Annotated in this window: 28 protein-coding genes; 1 reads left to right on the plus strand and 27 read right to left on the minus strand. The window is 41.2% G+C overall.

What is annotated here, in order from left to right; translation table 11 throughout:
* Window positions 1-3: 3 nt before the first annotated feature.
* From KVT11_RS05470 to KVT11_RS05540, 15 genes are all read right to left on the minus strand, one after another.
* Entirely contained in the window at window positions 4-1,320 is a 1,317-nt protein-coding gene (locus KVT11_RS05470) for a hypothetical protein (RefSeq protein WP_223255587.1), read from the minus strand.
* A 521-nt stretch (window positions 1,321-1,841) separates the two neighbouring features.
* Window positions 1,842-3,047 carry a hypothetical protein gene (locus KVT11_RS05475; protein ID WP_046526571.1) on the minus strand — a complete coding sequence of 402 codons (1,206 nt, stop codon included), beginning with the start codon at window positions 3,045-3,047 and terminating at the stop codon, window positions 1,842-1,844.
* A 209-nt stretch (window positions 3,048-3,256) separates the two neighbouring features.
* On the minus strand, window positions 3,257-3,433 hold the full coding sequence (locus KVT11_RS05480; RefSeq protein WP_017367927.1) for a phage portal protein: 177 nt from the start codon (window positions 3,431-3,433) through the stop codon (window positions 3,257-3,259).
* Window positions 3,430-3,759 carry an XkdW family protein gene (locus tag KVT11_RS05485; RefSeq protein WP_017367928.1) on the minus strand — a complete coding sequence of 110 codons (330 nt, stop codon included), beginning with the start codon at window positions 3,757-3,759 and terminating at the stop codon, window positions 3,430-3,432. The genes KVT11_RS05480 and KVT11_RS05485 overlap by 4 nt, the downstream gene beginning before the upstream one ends.
* A gap of 10 nt (window positions 3,760-3,769) precedes the next feature.
* Window positions 3,770-4,642, minus strand: a complete 873-nt coding sequence (locus KVT11_RS05490; RefSeq protein WP_046526570.1) for a hypothetical protein — start codon at window positions 4,640-4,642, stop codon at window positions 3,770-3,772.
* 15 nt (window positions 4,643-4,657) lie between these two features.
* A complete protein-coding gene (locus KVT11_RS05495) occupies window positions 4,658-5,041 on the minus strand; it encodes a phage tail-collar fiber domain-containing protein (protein ID WP_116306108.1) in 384 nt (127 codons plus the stop codon).
* Window positions 5,042-5,052: 11 nt separating this feature from the next.
* A complete protein-coding gene (locus tag KVT11_RS05500; RefSeq protein WP_076820990.1) occupies window positions 5,053-5,976 on the minus strand; it encodes a YmfQ family protein in 924 nt (307 codons plus the stop codon).
* Window positions 5,963-7,009: a baseplate J/gp47 family protein gene (locus KVT11_RS05505; protein WP_007500587.1), complete on the minus strand. Its 1,047-nt coding sequence runs from the start codon at window positions 7,007-7,009 to the stop codon at window positions 5,963-5,965. The genes KVT11_RS05500 and KVT11_RS05505 overlap by 14 nt, the downstream gene beginning before the upstream one ends.
* Window positions 7,002-7,424 (minus strand): DUF2634 domain-containing protein, encoded by a 423-nt coding sequence (locus KVT11_RS05510; protein ID WP_041507673.1) that lies wholly within the window; start codon window positions 7,422-7,424, stop codon window positions 7,002-7,004. Before KVT11_RS05510 ends, KVT11_RS05505 begins: the two co-directional genes overlap by 8 nt.
* A 14-nt stretch (window positions 7,425-7,438) precedes the next feature.
* Window positions 7,439-7,705 (minus strand): DUF2577 family protein, encoded by a 267-nt coding sequence (locus tag KVT11_RS05515; protein WP_017358996.1) that lies wholly within the window; start codon window positions 7,703-7,705, stop codon window positions 7,439-7,441.
* Window positions 7,702-8,712, minus strand: coding sequence for an XkdQ/YqbQ family protein (locus KVT11_RS05520; protein WP_052320655.1), 1,011 nt, complete (start codon window positions 8,710-8,712; stop codon window positions 7,702-7,704). Before KVT11_RS05520 ends, KVT11_RS05515 begins: the two co-directional genes overlap by 4 nt.
* Before the next feature lie 11 nt (window positions 8,713-8,723).
* Window positions 8,724-9,392, minus strand: coding sequence for a LysM peptidoglycan-binding domain-containing protein (locus KVT11_RS05525; RefSeq protein WP_008344093.1), 669 nt, complete (start codon window positions 9,390-9,392; stop codon window positions 8,724-8,726).
* Window positions 9,385-13,389 (minus strand): transglycosylase SLT domain-containing protein, encoded by a 4,005-nt coding sequence (locus tag KVT11_RS05530; protein ID WP_411231172.1) that lies wholly within the window; start codon window positions 13,387-13,389, stop codon window positions 9,385-9,387. Before KVT11_RS05530 ends, KVT11_RS05525 begins: the two co-directional genes overlap by 8 nt.
* Window position 13,390: 1 nt before the next feature.
* On the minus strand, window positions 13,391-13,528 hold the full coding sequence (locus KVT11_RS05535) for a hypothetical protein (RefSeq protein WP_008344097.1): 138 nt from the start codon (window positions 13,526-13,528) through the stop codon (window positions 13,391-13,393).
* A 41-nt stretch (window positions 13,529-13,569) separates the two neighbouring features.
* Window positions 13,570-14,010: a phage tail assembly chaperone gene (locus KVT11_RS05540; RefSeq protein ID WP_008344099.1), complete on the minus strand. Its 441-nt coding sequence runs from the start codon at window positions 14,008-14,010 to the stop codon at window positions 13,570-13,572.
* Between the two features lie 183 nt (window positions 14,011-14,193).
* Here KVT11_RS05540 and KVT11_RS21000 point away from each other — a divergent pair, with 183 nt between their 5' ends.
* Window positions 14,194-14,250, plus strand: coding sequence for a putative holin-like toxin (locus KVT11_RS21000; RefSeq protein ID WP_229200408.1), 57 nt, complete (start codon window positions 14,194-14,196; stop codon window positions 14,248-14,250).
* A gap of 277 nt (window positions 14,251-14,527) precedes the next feature.
* On the opposite strand, the gene KVT11_RS05550 is transcribed toward KVT11_RS21000, so the two are convergent.
* From KVT11_RS05550 to terS, 12 genes are read right to left on the minus strand one after another with little or no spacing between them, the layout of a single operon-like run.
* Window positions 14,528-14,971 (minus strand): phage tail tube protein, encoded by a 444-nt coding sequence (locus KVT11_RS05550; RefSeq protein ID WP_003213309.1) that lies wholly within the window; start codon window positions 14,969-14,971, stop codon window positions 14,528-14,530.
* A 1-nt stretch (window position 14,972) separates the two neighbouring features.
* The gene (locus KVT11_RS05555; RefSeq protein WP_046344348.1) at window positions 14,973-16,319 is read right to left on the minus strand and encodes a phage tail sheath family protein; all 1,347 of its coding nucleotides are present in this window, start codon (window positions 16,317-16,319) and stop codon (window positions 14,973-14,975) included.
* Between the two features lie 3 nt (window positions 16,320-16,322).
* Window positions 16,323-16,535 carry a YqzN/YkzM domain-containing protein gene (locus KVT11_RS05560; protein WP_008344108.1) on the minus strand — a complete coding sequence of 71 codons (213 nt, stop codon included), beginning with the start codon at window positions 16,533-16,535 and terminating at the stop codon, window positions 16,323-16,325.
* Window positions 16,522-16,977, minus strand: a complete 456-nt coding sequence (locus KVT11_RS05565; protein ID WP_046344349.1) for a phage tail terminator family protein — start codon at window positions 16,975-16,977, stop codon at window positions 16,522-16,524. Before KVT11_RS05565 ends, KVT11_RS05560 begins: the two co-directional genes overlap by 14 nt.
* Window positions 16,978-16,981: 4 nt before the next feature.
* A complete protein-coding gene (locus tag KVT11_RS05570) occupies window positions 16,982-17,479 on the minus strand; it encodes an HK97 gp10 family phage protein (RefSeq protein WP_060832589.1) in 498 nt (165 codons plus the stop codon).
* Window positions 17,476-17,832, minus strand: coding sequence for a YqbH/XkdH family protein (locus KVT11_RS05575; protein ID WP_060832590.1), 357 nt, complete (start codon window positions 17,830-17,832; stop codon window positions 17,476-17,478). Before KVT11_RS05575 ends, KVT11_RS05570 begins: the two co-directional genes overlap by 4 nt.
* The gene (gene yqbG / locus KVT11_RS05580) at window positions 17,829-18,212 is read right to left on the minus strand and encodes a protein YqbG (RefSeq protein ID WP_007500574.1); all 384 of its coding nucleotides are present in this window, start codon (window positions 18,210-18,212) and stop codon (window positions 17,829-17,831) included. The genes KVT11_RS05575 and yqbG overlap by 4 nt, the downstream gene beginning before the upstream one ends.
* 13 nt (window positions 18,213-18,225) lie before the next feature.
* Window positions 18,226-19,149, minus strand: coding sequence for a phage major capsid protein (locus KVT11_RS05585; RefSeq protein ID WP_017358986.1), 924 nt, complete (start codon window positions 19,147-19,149; stop codon window positions 18,226-18,228).
* 22 nt (window positions 19,150-19,171) lie between these two features.
* Window positions 19,172-20,263 carry an XkdF-like putative serine protease domain-containing protein gene (locus KVT11_RS05590; RefSeq protein ID WP_210552192.1) on the minus strand — a complete coding sequence of 364 codons (1,092 nt, stop codon included), beginning with the start codon at window positions 20,261-20,263 and terminating at the stop codon, window positions 19,172-19,174.
* Window positions 20,264-20,298: 35 nt separating this feature from the next.
* Complete coding sequence (locus tag KVT11_RS05595; RefSeq protein ID WP_035389215.1) at window positions 20,299-21,756, minus strand: phage portal protein; 1,458 nt, start codon at window positions 21,754-21,756, stop codon at window positions 20,299-20,301.
* Complete coding sequence (locus KVT11_RS05600) at window positions 21,753-23,054, minus strand: PBSX family phage terminase large subunit (protein ID WP_164999012.1); 1,302 nt, start codon at window positions 23,052-23,054, stop codon at window positions 21,753-21,755. The genes KVT11_RS05595 and KVT11_RS05600 overlap by 4 nt, the downstream gene beginning before the upstream one ends.
* Window positions 23,055-23,062: 8 nt before the next feature.
* On the minus strand, window positions 23,063-23,710 hold the full coding sequence (gene terS / locus KVT11_RS05605) for a phage terminase small subunit (RefSeq protein ID WP_008344125.1): 648 nt from the start codon (window positions 23,708-23,710) through the stop codon (window positions 23,063-23,065).
* Between the last annotated feature and the right edge of the window lie 57 nt (window positions 23,711-23,767).

Here is a 23,767-nt window from a genome sequence, read left to right on the forward strand (position 1 = left end):
TCCTTAATTTAATGGAACAACCATGTCTAAATAGTAGCCAGTTACTGCACTGTTATTCACTGCATGTAAACCAGTTAGTTTTAGCTCTCCTGTATTATAGATATATAATTTACTATGACCCGTTGTACCTGATACGGGAACTGATACTACTATGCCTTTATCGGGTAATCCTGTATTTGGAATACTTCCACAGATCACTTCTCTATTTGCTATTAGGTGACCCCTCAACAATAATAAGTTCCCCCATTTAACATATTGGACCGCTCTGTCTCCAATAGAGGAACCATTGACTAGTGTGACATCTAGCCACTTGACACTTTCAAAATCAGCATCAGTCACTAATTTTTTCCAACCTTTAAAGACACCATCTGTATGAACAGTACCAAACCAATGAGTGTTGTCATAACTTCTAATGACATGAATAGTCTTTCTACCATTTACCGTTTCTAAGATATCAATATTAAACCAAGAAGAATCATTATCGACAGGCATATTTACAACATTAGATCCTACTGCAAAGTAAAAGCCGGATGGCAGCGTTAAAATATCAGTTCCTATTGACATGGAAAGTCTTAATCCCTTTGAATTTAATAGGTTATGGTCATTAAGACGTTTCCAACCGCTCCACTCTTGTTGTGTACCCGTTACATCAGTTGTTGAACGGTTAATATAGACATCTCCTGTATTGTTTGCACCGATGACCCATCCATAGGTATTTTCACTAAAAACAGACAACGCCCTCATTGAACTTCTTGTCGGAAGATCTGGATGTGCTTCATGAATGTACCATGAATGAACTCCCGGCAATTTTATCAGCTTATCTAAAATACTAGGATCATCTGCATTAATTCTTTCAAAAGCTTTTCCATCGTCAGCAGTAATTTTAGACAATTGTCCTGCATTCCATTTGTTTTTTTCATTTTGAGTCGGCATTTGCATCCAGTTGATTCCGATGTCATTCACATGATAGGAAAAACAAAATGAGTTGCCTGATGTATCAATTGCAATTCCTACGCCAATATTATTTTGACCTACAAACTGAAAGCCTCTTAGTGCAGCATTGCCTATAGCTGGGGAATCGACTACTCCAGAACCACCTGGCGCATAAAATGAGCAAGCCCCTAGCGCTTTAATTCCCTCATAGATACTGCCACCAGCAGGAATATTGATCAATTGGGACCCGTTATCATTTGTCAGTTTATATAGCTGAGATTCGTTCCATTTTTTCTTTTCTGAACCAGATACGTGACGAATTGGATCTCTCGTATGAAGGTTGAATTGTTCTAGTAGTTCCTGATCATTTTCAATTAAAATTTTCACTAAATCGTTAAAGAGATCTGCATGAGCTTTATCGCTCGTCTTAAAAGGTTGAGGTGTTTTTATGATCTTATTCTCCTTCCAAAAAACATTACGAATTAGGTGATGTTATGATAAAAATCAGTTATTTCACTTCGTTCTTAGATTTGGAACCAAACGTGATGAATTCATTAGGATTCAAGTCATTAGAACAATATTAAGTACATATTTTTTAAATATCCTGATTTTTATAATATTAATTTGTCACGTCTGCCCTTACCTATGATTGACGCCACTCCAATAAAGTGGATCGATTGCATGGGTCTATTCCCTTCCTTTATTGTAAAAACAACAGAGTCAAACTCATTCTTTCTTCCTGCAATTTGTCCCAATAATTTTAACAACATGTATTGTGCATTGCGTTTCTGTTCTCGTTCCTTTGTTGTATTGAACACATAAAATAGAATCTAGTAAAAGTGAACGTCATTAAGTTTTGAACGACAGCTTCCACCGATTTGCACACACACTTTATTTTTCAAATAATCCTATCTTAGCTGTGACAAAGTAACATAAGCCCTATTTACTGTAATAGTTCTTCCAGTGTTTTTGGGTGTAATATAAAATGTTAACTTATCCCCCGCTTTAAACTTTTGTTGAAGGTACAATACACATATACTTGATGAGATAACAGGATTCCAATTACCTAATCGTTGAAATTCTGTACCATTCACATAACATGACAAAATGCTATCTGATCCAACAGGAATGTTATTGCTATTAAGATAAAGCCTAATTAAATACAGACCATTATTTTTCAGTGTAATTTCAGCTCGCGAACGATTATACTCTCCTAAATCGTCTGATCTTGTATCACCAAAATTAAGTTTTGTTGGAACATTTTCAACGGCTGATACAGAAGAATTATCGAGATCATACGTATCAACAAAAGAAGTATTATCCATATCCTCCTTTGTTAAAACACGTTTCCAGCCTTGCCACCCCAAATTTAAATCAAGATAATTTGTATACATGTAATTGTTATAATCTATTGCTATGACCCATCCAAATGTACCTTTTCCATTACTATCTTGAGAAGTAAAATGATACATACCACGACATGATCTTGTAGTTGGGCTGTTTAATGCTTTACCTGTGGCATAAAATGTACCATGCTTCGGGCCTAAAGAAACAACCTTTTCAAGTAAATCTTCACCATCTGAAACAGATAGAATCACCCCTCCATTATCTGAAGTAATCTTAGACAATTGCCCATCATTCCATTTATTTCTTTCAGCATTTGACGGGAGCTTTGTCCAGTTAATAGTAGTATCTGCAGCATTATAGTAAAAACTATAAGCATTACCAGTAATATCTACAGCAAAGCCAGTACCAATGTTATCTTGGCCTACTGTCTGTAATCCTCTCAATGAAAGATTTGATGGGGAATCTTCGACTCCAGAAGCTGCATAAAAAGTACACGTTCCTTTTCCTTTTATCATATCAAAAATCCTAGCATCAGCTCGCACATTAATTAAATGACTTCCATTATCCGCTGTAATTTTATAGCCCTGAGAATCGTTCCATTTTTTCTTTTCTGCTTCAGATGCATGTGGATTTATATCTTTCATATGTTGATTGATTGACTCTAATAGACCCACATCATTATCAAGAAAAGCCTCAACCATGTCATTAAATAGATCAGCATGGGCTTTATCAGTTGTTTTAAAAGTACGTGGTGTCTTAATCTCCATGATCATTCTCCTTTCAAATCTATTATCACTATACGCTTCCTTCCACTATATAATGTTATCTAATCACTCTGTGAATCATCACATTTCTGCTTTTTTGTATTAGCTGCTGTATTCTCGCATCATTTGTATGTTTTAAGAACTGCTCTAATATCGTTCTCAAGTAGTGCTTTGAACATGTCATTGAAAAATCAGGTATGGTCCTTTTATTTCTATTCAGTTTTCACTCTTGATGCTTGTTTTATTTCTTGCAACTGCTCTAAAGTGAGCATCCTTTGCTCGTATCCTGCATTTAGATCTTCCATCGAACAATCACCTAATTCAACTGCTTCTTTAACTAATTCAGGTGTCACCCATTGGAAATATAATGCCATAACCCAATAATTCATGTTTCACTCCCTCCTTTAATGAAGAGGATCTCATTTTTCAGCGCCTTTAGTTCATTTGTTAAAAGATCACATTGGTGTTCAAGCTGTTTTCTCACTAGCTTTTCTTTGGCTACTTCTTGTGCTAGATAATCTAGTGGAAGAGGTGGTTCATACCTCGGGTTGGCTTGGGATTCCTCCCACCATTTTTTCAACTCTTCTACCGTTGGCTTTGGCACATCTAGATGCCACTCGTTTAAATACGAACCATCGCCATCATTTCTTAGTTCAAAATCTTTTTGCGGGTCCGCATCGGGGTATTTATACTTAATGGCTTCATATAAAATCATCTGAATCCTCCTACACTCTCGGGAAATTGCGGCCGCCTAATTCCGTAATATCGAAATAGTTGTACCAACCTGAATTATCAGATATATAACGATCAGAATTTCCCGCATAGCCTATATACATGTAAATTTCAACGTAATCTCCTTTATTAGCTGGAACATTCGCAGCCCCATATAAACCTATATCAAGTTTTGCCGTTTCAGAGGGTGTGGCAGGGAGATGTCTATAATGAGATATATTTTTATAATTTTTACCATTTAAAAAAATAGACAGCTCAAAATTTGCATACATTTGAACCGTCTCAATATAGACTCCAGCGTTTACTAGATACATTCCGTTTTCCGGACAAATAAAACGACTATTTTTTATATCAAAATTATTGTGACTATCTTTGATTTTTCGATTAAAAAGGATTTTTTGTCGCTCAGCATTATTAAGCAACTGCTTACCAGTTGTACCAATGTTCGTATGAAGAAAACCAGAGATTTTGTGCCACTCTGTCCACCCTGAGGCTATATACCATTGTCTAAACCAAATACCAGTACTAGTAAAATAACTAGTTGTTTCATTACCGTTGCCATAATAATATTGTATAAAACGATACTCATTTATTTTTTCGTTCTTCACAAAACCTAATTTTGTAGGATATCCGGTATCATTCGCTATAGCCATCAACGTAATCCCATTTGGATATTGCTCACCGCTGACTGATGCATCTTGAATGGCTTGATCGCCTGTTAAAATGAACAAGCTTTCATTTGTGATTCCTTCTATTTGTCTACTGAGCGCATTGTCATTCTCCACAAGTGTATCGACCATCCGGTTAAATAAGTTGGCATGGGCTTTGTCAGAGGTTTCAAACGGTAAAGGTGATTTTATGTCCACTTCTTTTCCCCTCCATTAATAAATATCATCAATCTCAAAAACAAATTCGATGTCGCCGTCTTTTTGTTTATCTGTCATGGTGCGGATGGCAGTGAATTTGCCGGCTTCGTCGACAAGGGCTAGTTCATTGATGACTTCGCCTGCGAGTTCTCCTTCAGCGATGGTGCAGGTGTAGCGGATTTTTGCCGGTTCCATGAAGGTAAATGAATCAATATTTTTTTGAACCAGTTCTTTTTTGAGTGCTTGTTCGGTTCCGTCAAGAGAGATCGGTTTTCCATCCTTTGTTCCTCCATTGCCGAACGCCATTTTGACGACTTTTGTGAGTTTTGTTCCTTCTGCTCGTGCCTTTGCCATTTGTTGACGTGCATATAGTGTGGTTACGGTTAATTGATCAGCCATTGTGATCCTCCTTATAGATCTATTTTTTTAGAAGTTGCTGCCAGCATTTTTGATCCATCAAGCGGAACGGATCCATCGAGAATCCAGTAATGCTCCTTGATCAGTAAACTGCCGCCTTGTTCATTTTGAACATGTACTGGTAAGCGGAACGTCATCCTCTTTTTCGCGTGATGTGAAAGCTGGTTCTTTGCGCGCAAAGTCAGCGTAGCTGCTTGCTTCGTTTCATACGATGCTCCAGTCATGACATAATTCAGACGATATGCTGTTTCTTTCTCTTGTTGAAGCGGCATTCTCATCTTTAATGAATGCCGAAAACGAGCTGGGACCTCCGTAGTACCTCGTATCCCGCTAAGATAGAACGTTCCATTTAATACGAATTCACCATTGAGTAAAATTGGAATATGATCGAAAAAGCCCACTCTGCTTCGCAGTGTGAGCCGCTGGTGATGATCATTTTTTTCATGAACATCTGTATGATGAATGGCGGTGAACGTATACGCCAAATGCGCTGGCTTTAACGTTTCGAGTATTTCGACGATATATCTTGTGTTTTGCAGGTCGTCCAGGTTGACACGCAATGCAAAATGATAACGGTTGACTGTAAGACGGATGATTGCACTCGGATTTTTAAGAAATCGATTCACAGATTTCTCTAATGACAGATACGTAATTGGTGGAATGTTCGACATCATATTGAGTAATCGTGCCCTGCGCAGCTCAATCGAATCATCTGACTCTCGCTGCACCTTGAGCATTCTCTCCCACCGATTCAATCCCCACGTCGCTGTTAAAGGGAAGAACTGATCCGTTACATCAAAAATGGATTCGTCCAATTGTTCAAACTCTGGCGCCTCCGTTTTTAGTAAATGATCCACATCATAAATCTCTGTGAAATATGGCGGCAAGTAGTTTTTCATTTCATCAAGTTTGCTCAATAACCTTCACCTGCCTCAGACGTGGTATCTCAATGTCTTGTAATACTAAGTTTTTTGACTCCCCATTCAATAAGACGTTTGCATAATCGGACACGCTCTCTGAATGGTACAAAATATCATTTAAGGCGGACATTCGAATCGTACTTTTTTCAAATGCGATTGATTTTAACAGTGCTTTGACCTTTTCTTCTATTTCTTTTTGCGCACCTTCAAGTGTCCAGTCCATCTGAAGTTCGACGGACACTTCTATGTCAATATCTAGCCACTTGGCACTTTCCACGGTTGCTTTTGAACCAATAGGAGCTTGCCCTTCTCCTTCTCCCGGTACAGGGTCAATATACTCCTGGACCCTTTTGACAAGAAGCTCAGAGGCTACATCTAGATTGCCGTCTGTGATGACAATTTTGACCGTTCCCTCTCCATTCCATAGCGGGAACACTTTCGCTCTGCCGACACCAACCACTTCCTCGGCCCACTTTTTGTAATGTGCTCTGTTGGCACTGACAGCCTCTCGCCTTGCGCGTATTAAATACCGATCGTATAATGACGCATCATCTTCTTCCTCTTGCCCTGGTATCACCAATTCCTTCATGATCATCGACTCTAGACCCGGAATTGTATCAAGCGATAGTAGCGGCTGACCTGTTAATTGCCCATTGCCGGCTGTACCTGTTGTCTCGCATTCTAGTGTACCGTCCTTTGAAAATTGAAAATAAACATCTTCAATAAAGAATCTTGATCCTGCTGGAATGTTTACGTTCTCTGGTTGAATGGTTACGGACCAGACCGCTTTGGTGGCTGGCTTTCGTTCAATCCCTACTTCAGCCGCTCGTCGATCTAAAAATTCCCCCTGTGCTGTATCAGCAAAGACAAGCTCAAACACTTGATCAAGCCAAATATACGACTGAGCCAGTTCAGCAGCAGCAGGCGCCAAGGCATTCCAAATGACGCTGTTTTCTCTTTTATCTATGTCATCTGGCAGCCTATCCAGCATTCTTTCCATCAACGCCTCATACGTTTGCTCCTCAAACATCTCCCTCCATCACCTCCTCTATTTCTAATGTGCCTTCATCTGTGACAATGGCTAGTTTGACTTGAAAGGCATCATTTTGCTTCGTGACCTCTATCTCTTCAATATGATCAATCCGCTCATCAACGACCAATGCTTCTTCTAGCAATCTTGGAATCTCCATTTCTTTGTATTCATCTGTTGCTTCTGTATCGGTCAATAGCTCCTGAATTTCAGTGCCAATGTCGTGACTGTAAATGGGATGTGCATAGCGCTCTGTTCGCAATGTCATATAAATAAATTGACGGATCGATTCAATGCCTGTAATGGCTTCATTTGTCAGCCTGCCATTTTCAAAATCTATGCGATACGTCGTCGAGGTTTCTACCTCTTCATCTTCCTCTGTTTCCTCGATTTCTTCCTCTGGTGAAAGTGCCACGTTCATCACCTCCCTTACAATTTGTCGATGATGTAAAAGGACTGCCCTCCTGCCATTGCAAGTACCATAATGCTGTCTCCCCTTTTCAACTCATCATCCTCACCCTTATTTAAGCGTTTAGGCCAAATAAGCAGTTCTTCCGGAATGATCAGCTTACTGTTTTCATTTAATCGGATGTGAAGAGGCGAAGCCATTGTGACCTCTCCAATCACCAGATCAATTGGAGAAGCTGCATCTACTGCATTGACAGCGAGTCGTTTAATTGCTTCACTTAATCTCATGCTTGATCACCCTTTGGCATGGAATTTTTCTCAACGACGTCAATTGTCATGGTGTGCTTCACTCCATTGAATTCATGCTTGTCTTGATCGATCCAGTAGGTTTTTTTGATGTTGATTTCAGGGATTTTCAAATAGATTGGCAGACCGCTTTGCAGTTCAGGGATTCCGAGTGCTTGTATGCTTTTCACTTCTTGTTTGACGCCTTTTTTCTCAGCTAGGCGTACTTTCGCTCTTTTTTGAAGCTGCGGCTGGTTGATTTGACCTGTGACCGTCTCCACATGCTGTAAAATGCCGTACTGACTCTGACCCGCTTTATCCTGTTCGATCACCACAATATCTGATTTGCTACCTTTTTTCTTATTCTTCCCCTGTTCGTCTACAGACGTGCGCATCTTCACACGTGTTGCTGTCTCTTCAATGGAGGTGCTGTACTGATAACCGATGAGGTTGACGCCTGATTCAATGACCCACACGTCCTCTGGATCGGGCCAAGCTCTCAGCCCCATCTTGCCTTTAGCAGAAAAAATTTGATAATTTCTACCGGTTTGCCGCTTCGTTTCCTTCAATGCTTTTAAAATGATGTCATATAAACTCGTGTCATTTTTAAAAACGAGAGACTTCATGACATGTCCTGTATTTGCGATGGATGTCATAGGAATTTGAAAGTCTGCCCCGATCCGCCTCAAAATTTGATCTGCCCGTTGATTTGAAAAAACATATACATCTTGGTTTTTCACTAAATATTGGAGCATATCGTATGCGGTAAAGGTCAGCTTTCCTTCAACAGGCGTCCTAGAAAACACGATGCCTCTGAACAGCTCTTTTCCTTTCCATTTAAAAAGAACCGTGTCTCCTTCTGAGACACGGTAATATGTTTGACTGCCTTGCTTTGTGATAATATTCGCCTGAATAGAGCGAGGGGCCTGATACCTTTGCCCCTGAAGTGTCACACTCTCTGTGACAAGCTCATACATCGTGCCGCTTCTGATGGCAAAAAGCTCAATCAATGTCAGCCCCCCTATTGTGGTATTTTCAATTTTTGCCCTGGAAAAATCCAATATCCCGGCTGTTTAATATTGAGTTTACTTCGTTTGATCATCGCTGCTTTATTGGCATTCCAAATACGCCGCCATTTTGTACTATCGCCATAAAAACGGCCTGAAATGGCCCACAGAGTATCTCCCTTTTTGACAGTGTACAATTTTGGTGGTGTTTTTGAGGGTCTTTTCTTTTTGGTTTGTTTTGCTTTTTTCTTTCGTTTGATTTTCCTAGGCGATGCGGTTTTATATTCCTTTAACTCGATCGTAAATTCACGATCCCCTATGTCATAAGACCCTTCCTTGTGTGTGAAGCTCTCAATGCTGCACGTCATATTGATTTTAGTCCCTGTCACAATCAGTCGCACAGACTTCTTTGAACGCATCATTCGTTCAATTTTCGCTATTGCATTCTCTGGTGATGGAATGCTTTTATATTCAGCAATTGGCGAATATTTCTTAGGAAATAATGAGGTGAATGATACTTGTTTAGCCGATGGTACATCAATAAAAGTCAGTTCTCCAAAAGAGGAGACCTTCACCGTTTCATTTTGTACGTTATTTGTGATCTCAAGTTCGGATGGAAGCACAGGGAATCGCAACTTCTCCTTGCCTTGGGAAATCCACAATTGATACACTGATTTACCCATCGATCACGACCCCTTTCGTTCCTGTCTGAAGCTCTACTTCCAGTTCGTCTACAAGCATTTGTCTAATTTTTTCGACAAGCGATTGCTGATCCTGTCCATTATGGAAATGCTGATCACCATTGAACTGGATGGTGATTTGTTTATTGCCTGACGTTGTTGCAGTCCCAGCTCGCTGTGCTGAGGTGACTTGCTGCATCTGTGATTCTGGTAAAGGAGCAGATGCATTTGATGGATCATAGACTTGCATCCCAAGTGCCTTGGCTGCCTGCGTCAATAAATATCTCCCGCGAATGCCTCTTTCTTCTGGAATAATCCATTCGCGTTTGTTTCCTTCACCGACTCTAGCTACCTGCTCCTGAGTAATCAATCCGCCATTGGCGTAGCCTTTATAAGGACCGCCTCTTCTCATACTCCGTAATCCCGGTGTATTGAAGACTGTTCCATATCTGCCCTTAATGTAGTTAATGGCTGCTACGGCATTATGAATTGGGTTCCAAATATCATTCATGCCCTTGCCTTTATTGGAATGGAAGGTCGGCCCAATGGTTTGCATTAACCCTTTAGAAGGCGTTCCCTTCTTGGCGTTGGAATCCCACAAGTTGATGGCTTTCGGGTTACCATTTGATTCGTGCTGAGCGATTGTCATAAGACCTGGAAGCCAGCTCATCGATGTGCCAGTCGCCATCAGAGCTGCCATGAGCCATTGCTGAACACTAAGACCTGAAGCACCCATACCGCTGAACGCTCCGATTAATGAACCCGCTTGATTTTCAGCAAACTTTTTCACATCAACTGAATCGAGCCCTTTGACGACACCAATCGATGCGAATTTCCCTAGACTCATCATGACACGTGAAGGAGAATGAATATCTAGTTCTTCTCTAAACGCCTGTTCCACTTTCTTCGCCATTTCTTTGGCAGCTTGTGTGACTTCACTTGCTTTTGAACGCATGCCGCTATTGAAGGCGTCGATCATTCCTGAACCCCATCCTGGTGATTCTTGTTTGGCTTGCAGGAATGGTTGTTTGACGTGTTGGTCTACGTATTGGCTTGTGCCAATTGATGTGGCATTTTGACCTGTTGCAAAGCCACTAACAGTTCCAGAACCCCAAGTTGGTGATGCTGTCATCACTTGTTGGTATGGTGCTTTTACACAACTTTGCAAAAAGCTATCAGTTCCTGTTGGTGTCATTTGCTGGCCAGTAGCAAATGCCGATACCGTTTGTTGTCCGTACTTTCCTGAATCTGATGTCATTTGATTAAATGGCTGCTGAATGTTTTTTTGCTTCCATTGATCAAGTGAAACCACCTTTTGATTCAGCCCTTGTTCAAAATCATGATTAAATTGCTCACCTATGCTGGCAGATTGGATGTTTCCATTCATTGAAACCGTTCCACCAATTGAACCGGCAGAAGCAGTTGGAGCTGCTGGAGCATTCGGCGTTATTGAAGCTGGAGAGCTAGAAACTGGACTTGCTGCTCCGCTGCTGCTTGGCACAACAGACATTCCAAGATGAGAAGCAGCTTGTGCAAGCAACATCTTCCCACGGCCCCGGTTATTTTGAGTTGGAATGACAAATTCGTTACCCGCTTCACCAATCCATGATAAGGTAGGCTGGGTGATATAGCCGCCTGTTGCATTATTATCAGGTTTTTTCTTTCCAACGATCCAATTTATTACAACATCTACAATACCGCCTGCTTTTTCAAAAATCTTTTGAACCCAACCAAATGCTGCAGAAAAACCATTACTTATGGCACCTGCCACTTTTACGATCGGTGTCTGAATATTATCTTTAAACCATTTGGATAATCCATCCCATATATCTGTCACCACTTTATACGCTTCTTCAAACTTCTTCCCAATGCTATCTTTGATGGTTCCAACCGTTTCTACAAGCGGATTCCATACATTGTTCATAAACCAAGAGGATACTGCTCCAAAAATTGATTGAATGGTTTTCCACGCATTTGATAATGCTGTCCAAATCCCCGTAGCGACTGTGACAACTGTGCTGCTTAGCGGTGTCCACACATTCTCAATAAACCAGCCTGCTACTGCACTGAATGTTTCTTGTATCCACGTCCATGCATTGACTAGACTTGACCAGATCGTGGTTGCTACCGTAACGACTGTGTCGCTTAGCGGTGTCCAAACGTTTTCAATAAACCAGCCCGCAACTGCACTGAATGTTTCTTGTATCCATGTCCATGCATTGACTAGATTTGACCAGATCGTGGTTGCTACCGTAATAACTGTATCGCTTAACGGTGTCCACACATTTTCGATAAACCAGCCCGCAACTGCACTGAATGTTTCTTGTATCCATGTCCATGCATTGACTAGACTTGACCAGATTGTGGTTGCTACTGTGCCAACCGTGCTGCTTAATGGTGTCCACACATTTTGTATAAACCAGTCCGCAACTGTAGACCACACTTCAACAATTTGATCTTTGATTTCAATGGCCTTTTGGCCAATCTTCTCAAATCCACCGCCATCAAACCATTTTCCAATTGTTTCACCGATAGATTCTCCACCCATACTTCCAGCGATGCCGCCTACTAAGCCGCCTATGGCTGTACCTACCCCTGGAACTACACTGCCAATAGCAGCACCTGCTGCAGCACCTGCCATTCCACCGGCGATTCCTCCTCCAGTCGCACCGATCTTTTCACCAGCATTCTCTTTTTTCATACCAATTAGATTTGTTGCACTAAGTACACTGCCTAGAATAGGTACTTTCTTTAATAATTTACCGCTCCCTTTACCGATATTTTTCAACGCATCCCCTAATTTACTTGGAGGTCTTCTATTCATTTCGGTTCTTGTTGTGGCATTTGGATTTCTAGGTTGTCTTGGTGATTGACCATTTCTATTTTTAGTTTTAGTAGATCCTCCCCTGCTTAAACCTCTTGCACAACAGGGACAACAACTATTGCGAAACAAACCTTTACCACCTCGCGGCTTAGATTTATTATTGGGAGCTGAATTTGATGGTGTGGATGTTGGCGCTGTTGTTGGCGCTGTTGTTGGCGCTGTTGTTGGCGCTGGAGTGCTACTTCCATTCGATTGATCACCTGCACCAAAGAGACGATCTAATACATTGGTCACCAATTCATCTAGTTTTTTTTCAGGATTAAATTTAATCTTCTCTTTTATTCTTCCGATCACATCTTGCTTGTACTCTTCCATTTTATTTTCAACCCAAGGAAGTGCCTTTTCGTCCCAAAATTTTCTAGGACTTAATTTTTCTTTCACCTTGTCTGCAACATCACCTGCATATTTTTGAATTTCATTTAACCCTTTATTAGCAAGGCTCTGGAGCCAACCCTGTTTAGGTTCATCCGTTTTAACTGGCGGACTAACAGCTTCAGGCTCTTTTTTTATGTTTTGTTCTTTCACAACTGACTCTGCCTGATCTCGTTTTTTCAACTTACTCTTTGCATTGTCTTGAACAGATACTCTGATTTCGTGTTTAGCCATTGTCAAGCTTTTGAGTGTCTTTTTGATTCGTTGAATGGCAGCGGTGGCTTGGTCAACCATGTTTAATCTCATATAGTACGTTCTGTTCATGAGCTGAAGGATTGATTTTTTGATTGATGACATTTTTCCTGACAACTGATCATTCAGTTTGAACGTCACCAGGATTGGACTTGTTCCGGATTGTTTCAATCGATCTATACTGGATTTAATGACATCTAGTCCTTTTGCTTGAATCGATATGACCATCTGTTTCGGTATCATGTTCAGCTGGTTTGTTAATGATTTGAGATCACGATAGATTCCTTGATCTAGCTTCATGGACAATACAGAAAACCTTCTCATCGATAAATTGAGGTTCCTTAGCTTCTTTTCATCCATTTCCAGGCTTATTTTCACCGGTTTTCTAAATGGTTTGAGCTGCTTCTCAAACGTTTGAAAACGTTTTTGAATGCGCAACAGCTTCTTTGATACTTTGTCTTCTAATTCAAATCGTGCAGTGAGCTTCGCCAGTTTATTTCCCTCCTTTCTTTGCTTCTTTTTCTAGCATATCGAGCTTGTAGCTGATGAGTCCGAATAAGAATGCCTTAAATTGTCTGGGTGCTTCGTATAAATCGAGAAGTTCTGATGGGGAATAGTGAAGCTCATGCATGGCGTAATATAAAAACACTGCTTCCTTATCCCCATCTTTTATTAGTTTTTTGCTGCATCTTCTAAATCTTCAATTTCGTCTTCAAATCCGTTGATTTCAATGGCTTTGTTTAACCAGTTTGCGTATTCACCGCCGACAGATAAAACACGTTTTGCAACTTCAACTGGATCTTGTGTGCTGTAGGCTTCTCTTAATTCCTTTGAGCGGAAATCTGGATAAATCGTCGATTCAATGGCAATTCGTGCGTAGAAGCGCTGGCTGTCTAAGTCTTTCACACGGCCTCTGCCTTTGACATTTTTGAACGTTGTGTTTTCTTTTTCCAGTTCATCAATACGTTCCGTAGTAATCGCTTTGAAGACAAAAGGAATGACATTCCCTTTTTTATCAACAAAACGCTTAGAAATTGGTACTTTGACCTCTTCTGCTTCTACTGTTTGTCCTGGCATAAAAAATGAAAGATCAAATGTTTGTTTTTCGCTCATGTTTAAAAACTCCCTTTTGTTTGTTTTTTGAATACAAAAAAGCACATCCATTTTTGAATGTGCTTTCCAATCTTTTCATGTATAATATAACTCGTACAATTGAACGGCTTGCTCAAGGGTGTCTGGCTCATCCCCGATAGGAAGGGGGTGATGCTCATGTCAACGTTCCAAGCGATTTCCCTAATGCTTTTATTCGGGATGTTTATCCTTGCTTTGTTGACGTATATAAACAAAAAATAGACTCCCCCTTGAGCTTTGGTAGGTGAAAGGGAAAGTCTATCCTTAAAACTATCTAATTGATAAGCCAGTCCCTTGAAGGGCCTCATTGTACATTGCCGGGATGTTAGCGCATCCTGGCTTCTTTTTATTGTATGCAAATCGCTTTGCATGTAAACATCATTTTGTGTGTTATTGAATGCCATGTGCATTACAAATGCATTCATTTTTCATTACATTTGCATTATAGCATATTTGGTTTTTATTTAGCTAATTAATTAGCTAATTTCCTCCACATTTCTTAGAAAGAATTCTTCAGCTTTTCAGGCAGATCAAAGTCTTCGAATGTAAATGGAACTTCTTCTTCAAGTGCCTCTGAATCGACATCTAGTCCAGCAATTTTAGCTGAATCAAAGTTGACATCGAATAATGTCACACGCTCTGTGCCTCGGCCTGATGATTTATCATCAATTACCGCTTGAAGAGTGAAATAAGGATCTTCCCCTTTTTTCACATAGTTGAGCATAAGTTGAACGAAACGTGACGTAACTTTATAGAATGTTGCCGTTCCTGTTCCGTTTGCCCCTGTTGTTTTATGACCAGTCATTCGGCGGCCCATCACATTCACTTCTGATTTATTTTTCTCCACGTTTGCTTCAAACGTTTTGATAAAGGCAAGCTCCTCACCTTCTAAGAAAAGACGACCTTCTTTACCTGAGATTGTATTTTGCGCTTTAAAAGCCATCTTACTTCACCTCCACATTGAAATAGAATTTTTCTGCTGCGTCTACTGGCTGTACTGCTAAATCGATGATAAATCCATCACGATCTTCATTGAGGCCAATGACGATATCTGTTTCTGAGTTAAAGCCTGTAATGCCGCTTCCATCTTGAAGTTGTGTGAGATACTGTGTAATCAGTGTTTTCACAAGCTGCACACCGTCGTCTGATGCTGGAATGTCATTGCCATTGGCTTTGCGTAATTTAATCAAATTTTTCAGTTCAAATGTTAAATCATTGTTGATTGCATCTAGCACACGGATGATTTTGTTTTTCGCCATTTGCTGGTTCTTTTCAACCGTGAAGCTTGTCAAAGAGTTAATATCTTTTTCAACGCTCACCGTGCGGTCTCTTGCATCGAAAGTGAAAAGAAACTCTCCTTGTGATAAACGGTATTCTACTTGATCATTATCAAGACGCTCTAATGTATCGACTGCGCCTTCGTATTCAACAAAGGTCAGTGACTGATTAAAATTCGCTCCTGCACTTGCTCCTGCGACCCAAGCTGTTGTTTGAGCAGGCGTCAGTTCTGTTCCGTCTTCTAAAACAACACCGCTTGTGACATTGATGATTCCTTCTTGATCAGCTGCATAGTTAGCCACAACGCCTTGTACCTTACGTCCTTGTTTATCACGTAAACGCTCAATAAATGACGCGAATGTTGCTTTTAATTGCTCACTATTATCGACTGGGAGTGCAATGACATCAAAGTATTCCGTTTCAGCTGCTTCTAGGAAAGCTGTATAATCTGCGACACTTGCCACACCGTTTTTCCCGCCGCTTAAAGCCGCGCCAGCAGTAATGACCGCTTCGCCTTCACCAGAAAATTGAACGTATTTGTTTTTCACAAGATCTTTGACATCTGTGACCACCTGTTTATCGACAATATCTGTTCCAAGATAGGTGATGACGTCACGTTTTGTGCTGTCGAGTACATTTTCTGCCACTTGAATGGTGATCTCATTTCCTTTTTGACCACCATAATTGGCTGTGACCACAAAGTTTTCTGCAATTTCCGCTTTGGCTGGCTCTCCTTCGTTTAAACGATAAAGTAGAACCGTTTGCGCTTTTTTCTTCGCTTCACGGAAAAGAAGAAGTGACTTATCATCAATGTTAAGCCCGACCTTTTTATTTAAGTCTTCCATATCGGAAACGGAAATAAAGGTTTTTGGTTCTCCCCAGCTCATGACAAGAGGAAGTGCAACTGTTCCTCGCTCGCCTAAAGTAATTCGCTGCTCTGCTGTTGTTTTAAAATTAAAGTAAATGCCAGGACGCTTTTTCTCTGTACCTGGTGTAAAAGTGCCTCCGTTCATCCTTTAAACCTCCTTGGACAAAAAAGCATCGATGTGCTTCTTTGCTTCTGTTTTTGTAATTGGTTGATGTTTGATATAAAAAAGAGCACCTTCAAGGATTTCTGGTTTTACCCCAAAAAGATCCTTGCTGTGCTCTTTTAAGGCTTCAAATGAAAAGCCAAATTCTTTTTCTTCGCCCGCTGTTTGATCGAGCTGTGTTTTTTTAGTCTTGCTCACGTTTGATCACCCCATCTGAAAAATTGATATCTTCTAGGCTTGGCTGTTTATCTCGGTTGTACCAATAGCTGCTATCCCACGTCAGGACAATCGCTGCTACACCTTGATCTATGATTCTTGTTTCCACTCTTTTTATGCGGACATAATCATCAAGCACCTCTCCATCTTCACTGATCATCTGAATGATTTGACGATCAGCAAGCAATGCATCGACGACTGTTTCCGCCGCATCATGCGCTTTTTCTGTATCCATATGAAACACTTTCACTTGCAGCGAATAAGATTTCATAAAAGTAGACACTGTATCTGGACCACTAATGACAGTCACTGGCGGCACATAAACAGATGGCACTTGGAAACGCTCTGGCAGAAGACGATCATACATTTTCACAGGAAAGCGTGTGTATATATAATGCATGATTGCCCCGACTTCTTGATTCATTCCATCACCTCCCAAAATGTCGATCGATCCAGCTTTGAAGCTTTCGATCTAGCGAGTGTTCAAACATTTGTTCATAGAGCATGACGGCATGATCCCAGTACCCATTTCCTTCAATCCATTGAGATGAAAGCATCATGCCAGTACTGGCATTCGGATCATATTCAAAGCGGCTGCCGTTCCATCTGCCAGGCACCCATCTTCGTTCTCCATTTGAAGAAATGGCATGTCCATCGTTCACGTAAGAGGCATAATCAAGCTGTGTCCCCACTTCTAGCGTGAGCCCGCCTCGGGAAGTGAGAAAGTAATTCTCCTTGTCACCTTTTTGAAAGGAATTGAGGAGACGGCCTGTATCAACAGCCTTTTCTTTGATGATTTCATCTTGAATGATGTCTAGGAACTGTAAGCCCATTCCCTGTAACCACTCTTGATATTGCGCCGTTAAGCCGATACTATTTGCCTGTTGGAGCTGGGATAGCAGCCGGTCAAGTCCATCAATTTTCATAAGTTTTCCTTTCTGACGGCCATCACTTCCATGTGATGATTTTTCACTCTTTTTGGCTGCTGCAACTTGAGTGAGATGCCGTTCCACACCATTTTGTCATGCAAGCGAATGTCGCTTGCTAAAGGGAAATGGACGAGATAGGACTGATAGATAACTGTATTCGGTTCTTCTTGCACGATTGACTGGCTTTTTTCTACAACATAGCAAGCCACATCTCTCATACTTGGTGTATCAGGATAAGTGAGGTCCGTCTGCAGATCTCCTGCTGGTATACCAAATTTGCCGCGGACTGCCTCCTCATTCTCCAAGTGAAAAAGATCACAGCGATCCGTTAATAGAGAATCATAGCTCATAATGATCTCACCTTTAAATTGGCGCTGCCGCCAGTTAATGAAGGTTCAATATAATCAACAAGAAGGGCATACACATAAGGTCTGCCTTTCACTTTGTCCGCTGCCTTTGCATATGAATAATCACCCATTTTTTCTGAAGTCAAGCCTTTCATCATGGATTCGTCATCATTCAGCATGGCAAAATACTGGGCCATTTTTAATAAGGCGATCCTTGCTTTTTCAGGAATGGGCTGATATTTTTCATGTGTAAAATCGTGCCCGACCATTTGAAATACCGCTGCTTCTGCTTCAATAATATCTGCCGCTAGTCTCTCTACAGAACGATTTTTCACGCGATCAAATACAGAATAGGCTTGTAGTTCCTCAGCAGAAATGATCATAGCCTGCTGTCACCTACTCTTTCACTTTCATTACTTTGGCTACAGCATCCTCTTCCTCAAATTTGCTGTCGAGCTTCGCTGTCAGAACAATGATAAACTTACGGCTGCGAATATCTTTTTCTACTTCAATGCGAATATTGCGAGAAAACCCTACGATAATGTTTTTCGGATGTGTCAGTAAAATATCTGATACATCTGTTCCTTCTTCATCATATGGCTGCATATTGGCAAGACCTTTGACCGGAACACCGAATGCAGAAGAAAGGCCGCCTTGAATCGCCGCATCTCCGAGACCTGTCTGACGGTTTGCTACTTGGTCTTTCCACTCGACCTCTAAACTTGGGGATGTATAAAAACGGAAATCCTGAGGTACACGTAAATATTTTGACGGCATCGCTTTATAGCCTTGTTTGAACATTTGACGGCTAATTTCCGCTCCATTCGCATCGACAATATGAGAAACTGCCTGTTTTCGTACGCCATCCATTTGAGCTAAAAATGGATCTTGTGATGTTGTATCACCGTTGACGATCAGTTCTTCAATATCGACTGCCGCTCGTTCCGCCAGCATTTGCATAATGGTTTGCTGAATCCCGTCTTTTTCAATGTTGTTTTCAATGCTGTCGTACGTCATATGAATCTCAGCAATGACTTCTTTTGCATTGAGCTGAACAGTGCTTGTCGCTGGGACAACACGGTCTTTTGCATCAAGCGCTTTGCCTTCTTCTGCTGGGCGTAAAATGCGCTGACCGAAGCCGATTTTTTCGATTTTTTGTGAATCACTTTCCATTGGAATGATACGTGCATCATTTAAAACGGTTGGTGTATTTTGCATCATTCTAATGAATGTGTTGGATTGGGCTGCGTTCATGAGACCGCCTGTTTTTAAGCTGGCAAGTGTCATTTCAGCCTTGCGAATCAACTCTTGATTTCTCACACTTTTTCCTCCTTATTTAGGCTTATAGTAAGCCATCCCATATGGGCTTTGTCATATCATTTTGTGTATCGTGATTTGTTTGTTTAGAAATGCCCCGCGCTTTTTCAAGCATGTGTATCCGCTCTGAAATAGGCAGTAGCTGTTGCTGAAACACATCCTGAATCGCTGCTTTTTCTCTGCCTGCTGATTTCTCTAAGGAAGAGAGCTGATGGCGAATTGGCGCAACCACTTGCTCCAGCACTTTTTGTACAGGTTCTTCTTCACCTGTTTGATCTGTCCCTTGTTTATCCGCTTGTTGTAAAACGTTGTCGATGGCCATTTTTGCTTTTTCTAGTTCGCGTACTTGATCAGTCGTTAATCCGGCATCTTGCTTTTGAACGGATGCTGGTCTTTCGCCAATCGTTTGGAGGACATCATTTGTTTTCAACACATCCTGCACAATTGGAATCAATTGTTCAAGTGCCGCTCTTACGCTAGATTCATCACCATCACTTGACTGCAACGTTTCCAGCAGATGATCTAAAACGCTCCAAAATTGTTGTGGCATATTTGCACCTTCCTCTTTCAAAAAGAAATTTTTCAGCAAAGAAAAAAGCCCTCTCTCGTTCGTTTCTTGAGATAGGAGCTGATCGTGTTCCTCTATTGCGATGATGTCTGCTGTTCCAGCCATTGAGTAGCCTGTAATGTGGCCTTGCTGAATTTGGTCCCAAATATCTTGTGATGCCTTTGTCACAAGTACCCAAGATCCTTTTTGAATCAGCTCCCCGCCTACTTCAAAATCCGCTGGGGCAATGTATGATTCGACGACTTCGCCAACACCGTCTTGAAAATCATGCTGTTTATCAATGTGACGGGCATCTTTCATAAAACCGTGTGCTGCTCTTTCAATTTCTTTGGCCGACATAAAGTCTTGATGTGCATCAGGTGTATTTGGTTCATACACGACGCCATATACGAGGCGATGGGCATCCTCTGCCTTCGTCAGGACACTGACTTCTTTTTGAAAGTCAGGCTGCTTTTTCTTTGCTTTCATCAAGAAAAATTTCTTTTGGTTGGCGGCCCTGTCTACATAGGAAACATGCGTAATTTTTGCGTTTTTTAATTCCCTTGGCATATGTTCACCCCCTTTCAAAAAAAGCTCACGTCCTTCTATTTCTCTAGCCGGTTTGGCTCAGATGGAGACAGCCCATCAGCTGTTTTTATGCGGCTTTCTAAAGGTCGGTGGTAGAATTCTTCCGGCCATTCCTCTAACGTCTTGCCAAGAATACGCCCCGCAAGATCTCGTAAATCATTTGGCGATACTGCCCCAGCCTGAATAAATGGTGTCAGAACCTTCGCTATCTCTAATGGATCTCTAAAGTCAGGGCCATTTAATAGAAAGCGGACATGCCATATATCTAAATCCGGGAGAAAAAGAGTATTGAGTTTCCCTGTAATAAGATGCCGCTCTGGCTGAAACACTTGCTCCTCCGTTGTTTTACGCGCGGTATCTGCTGTGGCCTTGTTATAATCTTGTGACTCTCCTGTGTAAATAGGCGGCAGACGAAAAGCGGAGCGGATTTTGTTTCTCGTCTTTTCATCGTATTCTAAAAAGAGCGCATCCTCTTGCAGGATTTCCGCCAAGGATTTAAAGTTCACTTTGACATTTGATACATCTTCTTCACCTGTTAATCCTTTTTCTGTCGGAAGCCCTTCTACTTCAAGCAATAAAAACTTATGCGCATGGTCAGAGCCTTCAATATCATCCATATAATCTTGTAGCTGCTGATAAGAAGTCTCTGACAGCATGCCGTTTTCGACAATGATGGCACCAGGTACATGCCGTCCTTGCTTAAAATAAAGATAATTCAGCTCTTCTGCTTTTCGTGCGCCATACATATTGACGATGTTGCCAATCCAGCGGGGAATCCCATACGTCCCACTGCCAATTTTAAAATGAATGACTTCTGTTGCTTGAAGCGGTTCTGGTGTAGCATCATCGTACTTGCCTGTTTCACAATTTAATATGCGCGGATCACCATACTCCTTGAAAAAGACTTTCTTCTCATTGATGACCTGCACATATTTTCGGAATCGTTTCTTGCGATTCATCGTCTTTAATTCGCCGTTTTCTGTGTAGCGGAATTCGACGTCGACTGGCTCACTTAGCTTGCAAATGCGGATATGGAGTGCATCCAAATACTCGATTCCTGCCGGCTTTCCTTGTCCATCCCGCAGCACCTCTAAAAAGCCATTTCCTGTTTTCTCCCGGTCTTCTAGGACATAACCAAGAATTACGTCAGCAGACTCATCATAGTTCATGTATTTCGTAAACTCTTCGAGTCTTGTCCATTCCTTCTCGGCTGTCTTCTTTTTGACCGGTTTCACATCTTCCGCATTAAAATCAAAGGCGTATTCCACCCCAAATCCAAAACCTAAAATGTTTGTTCGATACGCATCTATACATTGCTGAAGAATCGTTGAGTATTCTGCCATGCTTTTTAATTCATTGATATGGTAGGGCGGGGGGACAATGTCATCTTTTTCGTATGAAAATTCATCCTCATACATTTGTTTTGTATGATCAGACATGTTGGCCTTCATAATCGTTGCTTTTAATTGTTTCATTGTATGGACCTCCTCTCTCGGTTTGGACGGACACGCTCTGAAGCAGTCTGTTTCAAATCGGTCACCTCATAATCATCTAGCGCATACCAAATGGCGGATAATGTGTGTGGATCGATTTGAAATTCATCTTCCTGTAAGCGGCCGTTCTTATCTGCCTTATAGGTTAGTGATTGAAGTTCATAGATGGTATAAGGGCAAGCATCAGAACAAATGATTTTCTTAAATCGTTTGATTTTCTTTGTATATTGCAAACGTGAGCCTTGGAACTTATGTGCAGCGACCATTTGAAATCCGCGCTGCCGAAAATAGTGAATCGTTTTAGGTTCTGCTGCATCTGCCTTAATGAGTTCCTTTGATTCAACAAATTCTTTCAGATCAACAGCTGTTTCATCATCCGTTTTCCCGCGGTCGTAATATTCCCAATAAATATATAAGTACTTTTTTTCATGATCGACAGCTAACCGAATGAGCGCATTGTAGGATTCGACAAATCCAAAATCCATCCCCGCTCGTTTCAGCGGTCTTTCAATCTGCCCGATCGCTTCTAATACGTCAGTATGCTGTCTGACCTCAAATTGCGGAAACACTTTTGTGCCATTGATACCGAAGTATCCCTTCCTTGCAATTCGATAAAGATCTGGATCGTATTCTTTCAGCTCATCCAGCTGCTTGACATAGCTTTTAGGAAGAAATAGATTGTCTTCTGCTGTTGAGTGGTGATAGTACGTATCTTTTATCACGATGGTTCGCTGTTTGTATAAGGTTTCGTCATCAAGGACAAAACGTTTCAGCTGCTCATCTCGAAAGAAATGTCTGTACGTCCAATTATCCTGACCAACGGGATTCGTCGATAACATCATATAAAGAGGTAAAACCGGATGTCTCAGCCTTCCAAGCAGTTCTTTAAACCCTTCATAAGAAACCTCGGAACACTCCTCAATCCAAATAATTGAGATGTTGTTGATCGACTTCAATTTCTCAGGCTTGTCCAGTCCTTTAAATAAAATGCTGCTCCCATTGCGAAAAGTGAGAGCAAGCGGTGAACTGCGGCACTTTACTAGATGATCGATGCCAAGATCGCTGACGATTTCTTGTAAAAGAGAATAGGTCGACTCCCGGTGCGTATCATACACTTCTCGAATGACAAGTGCTGTCCGTTTTTCCTCAAGCAGCTTTAAGATCAGCTTTAAAGCAATGTGATAGCTTTTGGATGAGCCATAGCCGCCTACTAAAAACTGAAACTTTTGATTCCAATCGAACAAAAAGTGTTCAAAGTGAGGATTGACTTCTTTTTCAATCAACGGCGTCATGAATCGTCCTCTTTTCTTTTGATCATGATATGAAGATCTTCTTCTTTTTCCTCACGAACTGCTTTTTTTGTTTTTTCGATTGTTAGCTCAATTTGCTTCAGCCTTAATCTTCGTTCATCTTTCGCATGAGCGAGCTCTTCAAACTGTTTAATCAGCCGTCTTAGCTCTCCCATTGCACGAGATTGGGCATTTAAAAAAGTAGCATGCCGATCCCATGAAAATTGAAACGAAAATTCCTCTGCCGTGATCTCTGGCTCTGGATGAATGCCTTCACCTGTTTCTTCCTCTAATGAAGAAGGCAAGTACGTCGCCTTTTTCAGTTCTTTGATCATGTCATCTTGATCTGCTACATGCATGATGCGCTGCGCTCGAATAATGGCTGCGTATTGAATTTGAATTTGATCCCAGATGATATCAAGAGATGTGCGCCCATCCATTTTTTCCATGATTTCAATCGTTTCATCTGAAAGAAATTGATGAAAAATCGAGTGCGCCTGCTTTGACGGTGTTTTTTGTCTTTGCCAGCCGTATCGTCTTTTCCATGATTTGACGGTATGGATGGAGACGTTGTAATGATCCGCTAGCTGCTGGTACGTCATCCCTTTCATATAATCCTGCTTAGCCTCTATCCGTTTATCTTTCATTTACATTCACCTGCCGCCTCCTTTTAGTTCGAATGATTCCCTGAAGAGGAATCATTT

Source organism: Bacillus sp. GbtcB10 (genome assembly GCF_019091365.1).
In the GTDB taxonomy this organism is placed as follows: Bacteria; Bacillota; Bacilli; order Bacillales; family Bacillaceae; genus Bacillus; species Bacillus altitudinis.

Excerpts from the sequence above, each read along its gene's own strand:
- KVT11_RS05550 (WP_003213309.1), bottom strand. The coding sequence starts at position 14,971 with ATGGCTTTTAAAGCGCAAAATACAATCTCAGGTAAAGAAGGTCGTCTT.
- KVT11_RS05595 (WP_035389215.1), bottom strand. The coding sequence starts at position 21,756 with ATGAAACAATTAAAAGCAACGATTATGAAGGCCAACATGTCTGATCAT.
- terS (WP_008344125.1), bottom strand. The coding sequence starts at position 23,710 with ATGAAAGATAAACGGATAGAGGCTAAGCAGGATTATATGAAAGGGATG.
- KVT11_RS05565 (WP_046344349.1), bottom strand. The coding sequence starts at position 16,977 with ATGAATCAAGAAGTCGGGGCAATCATGCATTATATATACACACGCTTT.
- KVT11_RS05505 (WP_007500587.1), bottom strand. The coding sequence starts at position 7,009 with ATGTTTGAGGAGCAAACGTATGAGGCGTTGATGGAAAGAATGCTGGAT.
- KVT11_RS05575 (WP_060832590.1), bottom strand. The coding sequence starts at position 17,832 with ATGAGCTATGATTCTCTATTAACGGATCGCTGTGATCTTTTTCACTTG.
- KVT11_RS05555 (WP_046344348.1), bottom strand. The coding sequence starts at position 16,319 with ATGAACGGAGGCACTTTTACACCAGGTACAGAGAAAAAGCGTCCTGGC.
- KVT11_RS05480 (WP_017367927.1), bottom strand. The coding sequence starts at position 3,433 with ATGAATTATTGGGTTATGGCATTATATTTCCAATGGGTGACACCTGAA.
- KVT11_RS05515 (WP_017358996.1), bottom strand. The coding sequence starts at position 7,705 with ATGAGATTAAGTGAAGCAATTAAACGACTCGCTGTCAATGCAGTAGAT.
- KVT11_RS05485 (WP_017367928.1), bottom strand. The coding sequence starts at position 3,759 with ATGATTTTATATGAAGCCATTAAGTATAAATACCCCGATGCGGACCCG.
- yqbG (WP_007500574.1), bottom strand. The coding sequence starts at position 18,212 with ATGATCATTTCTGCTGAGGAACTACAAGCCTATTCTGTATTTGATCGC.
- KVT11_RS05525 (WP_008344093.1), bottom strand. The coding sequence starts at position 9,392 with ATGGGTAAATCAGTGTATCAATTGTGGATTTCCCAAGGCAAGGAGAAG.
- KVT11_RS05570 (WP_060832589.1), bottom strand. The coding sequence starts at position 17,479 with ATGAAAATTGATGGACTTGACCGGCTGCTATCCCAGCTCCAACAGGCA.
- KVT11_RS05475 (WP_046526571.1), bottom strand. The coding sequence starts at position 3,047 with ATGGAGATTAAGACACCACGTACTTTTAAAACAACTGATAAAGCCCAT.
- KVT11_RS05535 (WP_008344097.1), bottom strand. The coding sequence starts at position 13,528 with ATGCATGAGCTTCACTATTCCCCATCAGAACTTCTCGATTTATACGAA.
- KVT11_RS05590 (WP_210552192.1), bottom strand. The coding sequence starts at position 20,263 with ATGCCAAGGGAATTAAAAAACGCAAAAATTACGCATGTTTCCTATGTA.
- KVT11_RS05540 (WP_008344099.1), bottom strand. The coding sequence starts at position 14,010 with ATGAGCGAAAAACAAACATTTGATCTTTCATTTTTTATGCCAGGACAA.
- KVT11_RS05495 (WP_116306108.1), bottom strand. The coding sequence starts at position 5,041 with ATGGCTGATCAATTAACCGTAACCACACTATATGCACGTCAACAAATG.